At 69.8% G+C, this 2,819-nt stretch carries 4 protein-coding genes; all 4 read right to left on the reverse strand.

Annotation, left to right across the window (positions count from 1 at the left end):
* The coding region (locus V7E09_RS10575) for an alpha/beta hydrolase (protein ID WP_324523358.1) at positions 1–474 on the reverse strand (474 nt) is incomplete at its 3' end.
* 121 nt (positions 475–595) lie between these two features.
* Entirely contained in the window at positions 596–1,633 is a 1,038-nt protein-coding gene (locus tag V7E09_RS10580) for a LacI family DNA-binding transcriptional regulator (protein WP_324523359.1), read from the reverse strand.
* Positions 1,634–1,678: 45 nt separating this feature from the next.
* Positions 1,679–2,482 carry a non-homologous end joining protein Ku gene (gene ku / locus V7E09_RS10585; RefSeq protein WP_324512354.1) on the reverse strand — a complete coding sequence of 268 codons (804 nt, stop codon included), beginning with the start codon at positions 2,480–2,482 and terminating at the stop codon, positions 1,679–1,681.
* Positions 2,483–2,534: 52 nt separating this feature from the next.
* Positions 2,535–2,819, reverse strand: a 285-nt coding sequence (locus V7E09_RS10590) for a hypothetical protein (RefSeq protein ID WP_324523360.1), incomplete at its 5' end; no start/stop codon positions are given.

The raw sequence follows: 2,819 nt of genomic DNA on the forward strand, positions 1-2,819 counted from the left end.
GCCCGCGCTGGCTCCGCCCGCCGCGGGGACGCCGACGATACCGAGGGCCTCCCTGGCGGCCGTGAACCAGGACCAGGCGCGGCGCGCGTCATGCCAGGCATGCCCATAGGACGCCGTGCTGTACCCGACGCTGGCGACGACGATCCGGGCCTGGGAGGCGAGGGTCAGTGCCAAGGGGTGCGCTTCGCCCCAGTCGAGGCCCCCGCGGGTGAAGCCGCCGCCGTGGAACCACAGAAGGCCGGGCAGCGGATCGGCCACCCCTCGGGGTCGGTAGAGGCGGAGGGGTACGGGCTGGCGGCCGGTCCCGGGCAGGTGGAGATGGCTGGTGTCGACATCGGCGGGCGGCAGCCATCCGGGCTGGGAGCGGAGGAAGTCCTCGGCGGGCCACCCCGGGTCGAGGCCGAGCCGCCGGCGCAGGAACGGGGCCAACGAGGGGGCGGGCGTGGTCGTGCTGGACGTTCTCGTCGCGTCCACGTGACACTCCACCATCGTTGGCTCTCCCCTGTGTGACGCTGCAATGCGTCAGCTAAATCGTTATAGCGAGATGATGTTAGCCCGTGAAGGAGTGCGTGGCAACTATCGGGAAGGTCTCGCCTCAGGCGGGCGAGGCGATCGAATCGGTGCGCGCCATCGGCATCGGCAGCAGCTCCGTGGTGGCCGGGATCCCCGCGGTCAGCACTCGAGCCGCCGCGCGCCGCCCCATCCCCTCCAACGGCAGGGCCAAGGACGCCAACGGCGGATCGGTGATGTCGGCGAGCTGGCTGCCATCGAAGGAGACCAGCGAGATGTCGTCCGGAACGCGGATGCCGTGATGCCGCAACACACGCATCGCCCCCAGTGCGAGCCGGTCGTTGGCACAGATCAACGCCGACGGCCGAACCCGGTCCAGGAAACCCTCGGCGGCCTCCTGCCCGTCCGCGACGTCCCATCCCGTGACCGGCACCGCCTCAGCCAGCGCCACCCCCTCGTCGGCGAGCCGCTCACCAATCCCCTGCAAGCGCAAATCCAGCGCCAGCGGGTGCAGCCCACCCCACTGCTCCCCGCCGCTCATCCCCTCAGGGAAGGTTCCCAGGAACGCAATCCGATCCCGGTGCCCGGCCCTCAGCAGGGCCTCGGCGGCCGCACGACCCGCCCCCACCTCATCGGGCAGGACGGCGGCCAGCTCCACGTCGGCCGCCCCGGGCTCGGGGAGGCAATTCAGCAGGACCAGCGGCACTCCCGGGGTCAGGGCGGGGGGGACCGTGCGCCGGGTGAACATGGAGGCATAGATCATGCCGTCCACGTGCCGATCCATCAGCTGCTCCACCAGCCGGCGCTCCATGTCGGCGTCACCTTGGGTCTCGACAGCGAACATCAACGCACCCTGGGCATCCAGCTCACGCAAGGCACCCCGCACCATGGCGTTGGCGACCGACGTGCTCGAGATGAAGTCGGACACGAAGGCGTAGGTCCCCGACGTTCCCGTGCGCAGCGTCCGAGCGGTCGCGTTCGGCCGGTACCCCAGCCTGGCCGCCGCTTCCTGCACGCGAACCTTGGTCTCCTCGGGGATCCGCTGGTCGGTGCGGCCGTTGAGAACGAAGGAGGCCGCCGACGTGGACACCCCCGCAGCCGCGGCGACGTCGGCCAGACGCACCCGCTTGCGTGGGGGCCGACTCCCTTCCGATGCACTCGTCACTGGTCAGCCGGCCTTCGCCGCGGCCTCCCGGCGCTTCTTGGCCGCCTCCACGGACGCCTTCAGTGCGGCCACCAAGTCGACGACATCGGCGCCGCTCTCGGCCTCCGGGACGGCCTCGGGGGCGGGCGCCTCTCCCAGCTTGGCCGCCACGACGGCCTCCAGGGCCTCCCGGTAGGAGTCGGTGAACTGGGCGGGGTCGTAGGGGGCGCTCAACTGGTCGATGAACATGCCCGCCATGTCGACCTCCGCCGGGCTGGCCGTCACGTCGTCGGGCGGCGCGGCGAACTGGCCGTCGCGCAGTTCATCGGGCCACAGCAGGGTCTGCATCATGAGCAGGTCGCCTTCAGCCCGGATCAAGGCCAACGACTCCCGCGAACGCAGTGCCACCTTCACCAGGGCAGCCTTACCGGAACGCTTGAGACCCTCACGCAGTAGCACGTACGGCTTGGCCCCCGGCCCGTCGGCCTCCAGGAAGTAGGCCTTGTTGTACGCGGCGGGATCGATCTCGCCCAATTCCACGAACTGCACGATCTCGACCTGCTTGGCAGTCGGCAGCGGCAGATCGTTGAAATCAGATGACTCCAAGATGACCATGCGCCCATCGGAGGTCTCGAATCCCTTGGCGATCTCGCCGTAGGGGACCTCTTCGCCGCAGACCTCGCAGACCCGCTTGTACTTGATGCGCCCCCCGTCCTTGGGATGCACCTGACGAAACGAGATGTCTTTCTCCTCGGTCGCCGAGTACAGCTTGACGGGGATCGTGACCAGGCCGAACGAGACGGCGCCTTTCCAGGTGCTTCGGGGCATGCGGTCCATTCTGACAGGCGGGGTACGGAGAGAGGAACCACCCCCGGTGCGCTCACCACTGGAGCCGGTGACGCAACGTCAAGCCCGCGGCGTCCCCGAAAGGCGAGGACCAGCGCAGAGCGCGCAGCAGGCCAGCCCCTTCGGGGGACCCCGTGTAGACGGCCTCGCCGGGGCCGACATGACGCTCCCAGGCGACCCGGAACGCGTCGACACCCGCGCGGTTGACGCCCAGCACACCGGGCACCTGGTGCCACACTTCACGATCGGGCTTCGGATCCCAGCCTTCGTTCCACCGGGCTGGTCGCGCGTCCCACACCGGGCGCGAGATCAGATACCG

It is taken from the genome of Propioniciclava sp. (assembly GCF_036744435.1).
Lineage (GTDB): Bacteria > Actinomycetota > Actinomycetes > Propionibacteriales > Propionibacteriaceae > Propioniciclava.